This window comes from Nocardioides sp. ChNu-99 (assembly GCF_029493445.1).
Classification (GTDB): domain Bacteria; phylum Actinomycetota; class Actinomycetes; order Propionibacteriales; family Nocardioidaceae; genus Nocardioides.
Genome location: NZ_JAHWBL010000102.1, coordinates 1 through 4,576, shown reverse-complemented (window position 1 = coordinate 4,576; position 4,576 = coordinate 1). Strand labels below are relative to the sequence as shown.

The window sequence follows — 4,576 nt, the reverse complement described above, 5'->3', positions numbered from 1 at the left end:
TCGCAGGTCCTGACCTGCGACCGCACCCGGCACCGCTTCCGCGTCACCGACCCCGACGCGCTCACCCACTGGATCCGCGTCCGCCGCAGCCACCCGTGGGCCCTCGACCTCGAGACCGCCCCGGGCGCCCGGCTCATGCACTGGTGGGTCGCCACCGTCCCGGTCCCGGTGATCTACGACCCCGTCACGACAGGACCCCGACCATGAGCGCCCCGCACCACACCGACGAGCGGATCACCGTGCACCACGGCGACTGCCTCGACGTCCTTCGCTCCGACGCGCTCGGCTACCCCTTCGAGCTCGGCTACGGCCCTCGCCTAGTGGCCGACAACAGCGTCGACGCCGTCGTCACCGACCCGCCCTACGGCCTCGGCTTCATGGGCAAGGAGTGGGACAGCGGGAAGTCGTTCGTCGAGCGGGAGGAAGCGAAGTCCAACCACTTCGACCACGTCGGCGGGAACCACAACCCGGCGAACAGCGCCGACCAGCAGCGCACGCGGCTCCGCGAGAACGCCGCGTTCGGGGCGTGGTGCGAGGAGTGGGCCCGCGAGTGTCTGCGTGTCCTCAAGCCTGGCGGCCACATGCTGGCGTTCGGCGGCACCCGCACCTGGCACCGGCTCTCGTGCGCTGTGGAGGACGCCGGCTTCGAGGTCCGCGATTCGATCGCGTGGCTGTACGGCTCCGGGTTCCCAAAGTCGATGAACAAGGCGATCACCGGCACGCAACTGGGGCACGGCAGCAACTCGGGAGCCATCCGCCGGGCCACGATGGGCAACGAGTACGAGCCGTCTGGCGTCCGAGGCCCCCGCGCCGGCGTGACGCGGCGCAGCGACACCGGCATGGCCAACCGGGACCTTCCGCTCACCGAGGACGCCGAACCGTGGACCGGCTGGGGCACCGCGTTGAAGCCTGCCTTCGAGCCGATCGTCGTCGGCCGCAAGCCCCTGGCGGGGACCGTGGCCGTCAACGTCCTCACCCACGGCACCGGCGCGCTCAACATCGACGCCTGCCGCGTGGGCTCAGACTCCACGCGGCGAAGCAACACCGCCGAGATGGGCTACCACGGAGGCAACCTCGCGTCGTCGTACAACACCGGCAGCGAGCTGGGGCGTTGGCCCGCGAACGTCGTGCTCGACGAGTCTCAGGCCGCGGAGCTCGACGAGCAGGCCCCTGAGACGGGGGGCGCTGGGCGTGCGTCGGGACCCTCGCTGCGCGGCGCTACCGACGCGACCGTCGCGTACGGCGGTCGAGGCGGCTGGGACGGTGAGCCCGCCTACTACGGCGACAGCGGCGGTGCGTCTCGGTTCTTCTACGTGGCCAAGGCCGACCAGTCCGAGCGCGTCCGGGTCGGCGGCGTCGCCCACCCCACGGTGAAGCCGCTCGACCTGATGCGGTGGCTCGTTCGCCTCGTCAGCCCACCGGGCGGCACGGTCCTCGAACCTTTCGCAGGCTCCGGGACCACCGTCGAGGCGTGCATCCTCGAGGGCTTCCGCTGCGTCGCGATCGAGCGGGAGGTGGACTACCTCCCGCTGATCCGTCAGCGCATCGCCCGCCGCCTCGACCCGGTCGCGGCGGTCCGCGGCGCCGGTGGTGACGGCGGCCTGTTCGATTTGCTGGCGCAGGAAGGTCCGTCGTGAAGCGCTACGACGGCGGCGTGTTCCCGGCGTGGATGGGCGCCCCGGGCCGTCCCTGCGGCACCGGCAACCCGGAGGACTGGTTCACGCGCCTCGAGGCGGCCGGCACCCCCAACCCCACCCAAGTCGCGGCCGCCCGCGCCCGAGCCGCGGCGCTGTGTGCTGGCTGCCCGGTCCTCACCGAGTGCCGCGACCACGCGCTCGCCGCCCCCGGCCTCGAAGGCATCTGGGGCGGCACCACGCCCCTGCAGCGCCGAGAGGCCCGCACACGAGAGGAGGCGTCGTGAACCCCGACGATCCCCGCCACGGCACCTACGCAGGCGCCTGCCAACACCAGCGAGACGGCGAGCGGGTCGAGGACTGCCCGCCCTGCCTGAACGCCCGCCGTGTCTACCACCGCCGCCGCGGGAAGCTCCGCACGATGGGCCGACCGGGCTACCTCGAGGTCACCGCCGCGCACCTCGCGAAGATCACCAGCGCCCGCGCCTCCGGGATGTCGGCGCAGCAGGTCGCGGACGCCATCGGGTTCGACCTCACCGCCCTTCTCCGCATCACGAACGCGGGGGAGGGCTACAGGGTCCGCGCAGCCACCTGGCAGCTTCTCGACCAGTGGCGTCCCCAGCCGCCGGCCGTCACCGGCGTAGGGGTCCTCCGCCGCCTCCAGGCCCTCACATGGATGGGCTGGTCCGCCGGGCAACTCTCGGCCCGGTTCGGGATCCACGAGCAGACCATCACCGAGGGCCTCAACCTCTCCCGCACCATCTGGCACGAGCACACCACCACCCGCATCGTCGACGGCTACTCCCGCCTGTGGCAGACCCCGCCCCCCACGGGCACCTCGCGGGAGAAGGCGGCCGCGACCCGGCTGCGGCGCGTAGCCCGCGAACGCGGGTACGTGCCGGGCGCCGCCTGGGACAACATCGACGACGCCTCGGAGACCCCGAAGGGGACCGGGGTCGAGCACCGCGGCGACGTCGACGAGGTGAAGGTCGCCCGCATCGTCGACGGCGACTTCCACCTGCCCGCCACAACCGCAGAGCGCCGCGAGGTCTGCGCCCGATGGGCCACCACCGGCCGCCCGTTCGCAGAGCTGGCGCGCGGCACCGGCTGGAAGATCGAGCGGTACTTCCGCCCCGAGCTCACCGAGGGGGCCGCGTGACCGACGCACCTCACAAGGCCATCTACACCGAGGAGGGCGGCGGGACGGTGGTGACCTGCTCCTGCGGGTGGCTGCAGTGGCACCCGACTGACCCGTCCGCGCGCAGGGCAGCGGCCGACCACCGGCGCAGCAAAACGCCGAGCGAGAGCCCGTGAGTGTCGGAGCCCGCCGCCACACTCCGGACACCGCACAGCCGACACGAAGGAGTCCCCGATGAGCGAGCGCACCACGATCCCGAAGCGTGTCCGGTTCGCCGTGATGACCCGCGACGGGTTCCGCTGCTACTACTGCGGCACCGGCCGCGACGACGGCGCGAAGCTCACCATCGACCACGTCGTACCGGTCGCCCTCGGCGGCGACGACGACCCCGGCAACCTCGTCACCGCCTGCGAGCCCTGCAACAGCGGGAAGTCGTCGGTGCCGCTCGACGCACCCCAAGTCGCGGCCATCGCCGACGACGCGGTGCGCTGGTCAGCCGCCATGCAGCAAGCAGCCTCCGAGGCCCGCGCCCAGCGGGTGGACCTGAACGTCTGCCTCGAGGTGTGGTCGACGCGGTGGAACGACTGGGGCTACACAGCCGCCGACGGTGAACGCGTCCGTATCCCACTGCCGGGCGACTGGCAGCCCAGCGTCCGCAACATCCTCGAGTGCGGCGCCGACATCGACACGCTCGTCGAACTCATCGACGTCGCCATGACCTCGAAAGCCAAGGACACCTTCCGCTACTGGTGCGGATGCGCCTGGAACCACGTGCGCGCCCTCCAGGACCGCGCCAAGGAGATCCTCGCCGAACCCACCAGCGACCCGCAGTGGTCGCCCGAGTACTCGACCGACGACCTCGTCCGCGAGGCGTACTGGGAAGGCCACGTCGCCGGCTACGACGCCGGACACCAGGACGGCTGGGAGGGCGGCATCAAGTTCGGCCGCCACGGCCGCGACGTCGACAACGACGCCCGCCCCGAGCCCGTCCGCCTCGACCAGATCCTCGCCATCCCGAAGGAGCCCTGATGCCACGAATCCGCTCGGTGAAGCCCGAGTTCTGGACCCACTTCCCGACCGCCCGCCTCTCCCGCGACGCCCGCCTGCTCTACATCGGCCTGTGGAACTTCGCCGACGAGCACGCCCGCCTCGCCGGCGACCCCCGGTTCGTGAAGGGCCAGGTGTTCCCCTACGACGACGACCTCGACGCCACGGGCGTGGACGCGCTGCTCGACGAGCTGGAGGCCGCGGGGAAGGTCGAGCGGTACAGCGTCGACGGTGCCCCGTTCCTCCTCCTGCCGGGCCTCGGTCAGCACCAGCGCCTCGAGCCGGGGAAGGTCCCGTCCCGACTCCCGGGACCCGAACAGGGGCACCGCACAGGCCGACCAGCGCGCCGCGCGGACTCGTCTGCGCGGGACCCGGACGAGTCGCCGCCGGACCCCGACCCACACCCTGTGGATAATCCGAAAACCGAACACGACGAGGCATCTGCCCAGGTCAGAGCCCAGTCTGCGCGCCGCGCAGATGAGTCCGCGCGAGACGCCGACTCATCTGCGCTTCTTTATGTAGCAGGGAGCATGGAGCAGGGGACAGGGAGCATGGGTGCTGCTGCGGCAGCACCGCGCGAGCGCGCGAACGACGAGCCGCCGCTGCTGCCGCCCGCGGTCGAGATCCTCCGAGCCCAGCTCGACGCCCGGAAGCTGACCGTCCGCTGGGACAAGCTCGACGCCTCCGCGCTCGCTGAGATCGAGGCCCTGATCGACCTCCACGGCGACGGGCCCCTCGTCCGCGCCGCCGTCCAGTC

6 protein-coding genes are annotated in these 4,576 nt (G+C 72.1%); all 6 read left to right on the top strand.

The features are described from left to right. On the top strand, positions 1–207 hold a 207-nt coding region (locus tag KK617_RS18465), incomplete at its 5' end, for a hypothetical protein (RefSeq protein WP_277501656.1). Further along, positions 204–1,637: a site-specific DNA-methyltransferase gene (locus tag KK617_RS18460; protein WP_277501655.1), complete on the top strand. Its 1,434-nt coding sequence runs from the start codon at positions 204–206 to the stop codon at positions 1,635–1,637. The genes KK617_RS18465 and KK617_RS18460, both read left to right, overlap by 4 nt. Beyond that, the gene (locus KK617_RS18455) at positions 1,634–1,921 is read left to right on the top strand and encodes a WhiB family transcriptional regulator (RefSeq protein WP_277501654.1); all 288 of its coding nucleotides are present in this window, start codon (positions 1,634–1,636) and stop codon (positions 1,919–1,921) included. Before KK617_RS18460 ends, KK617_RS18455 begins: the two co-directional genes overlap by 4 nt. Further along, positions 1,918–2,793, top strand: a complete 876-nt coding sequence (locus KK617_RS18450; protein ID WP_277501653.1) for a hypothetical protein — start codon at positions 1,918–1,920, stop codon at positions 2,791–2,793. Before KK617_RS18455 ends, KK617_RS18450 begins: the two co-directional genes overlap by 4 nt. Positions 2,794–3,006: 213 nt before the next feature. After that, entirely contained in the window at positions 3,007–3,801 is a 795-nt protein-coding gene (locus KK617_RS18445; protein ID WP_277501652.1) for an HNH endonuclease, read from the top strand. Further along, the coding region (locus KK617_RS18440) for a hypothetical protein (protein WP_277501651.1) at positions 3,801–4,576 on the top strand (776 nt) is incomplete at its 3' end. The genes KK617_RS18445 and KK617_RS18440, both read left to right, overlap by 1 nt.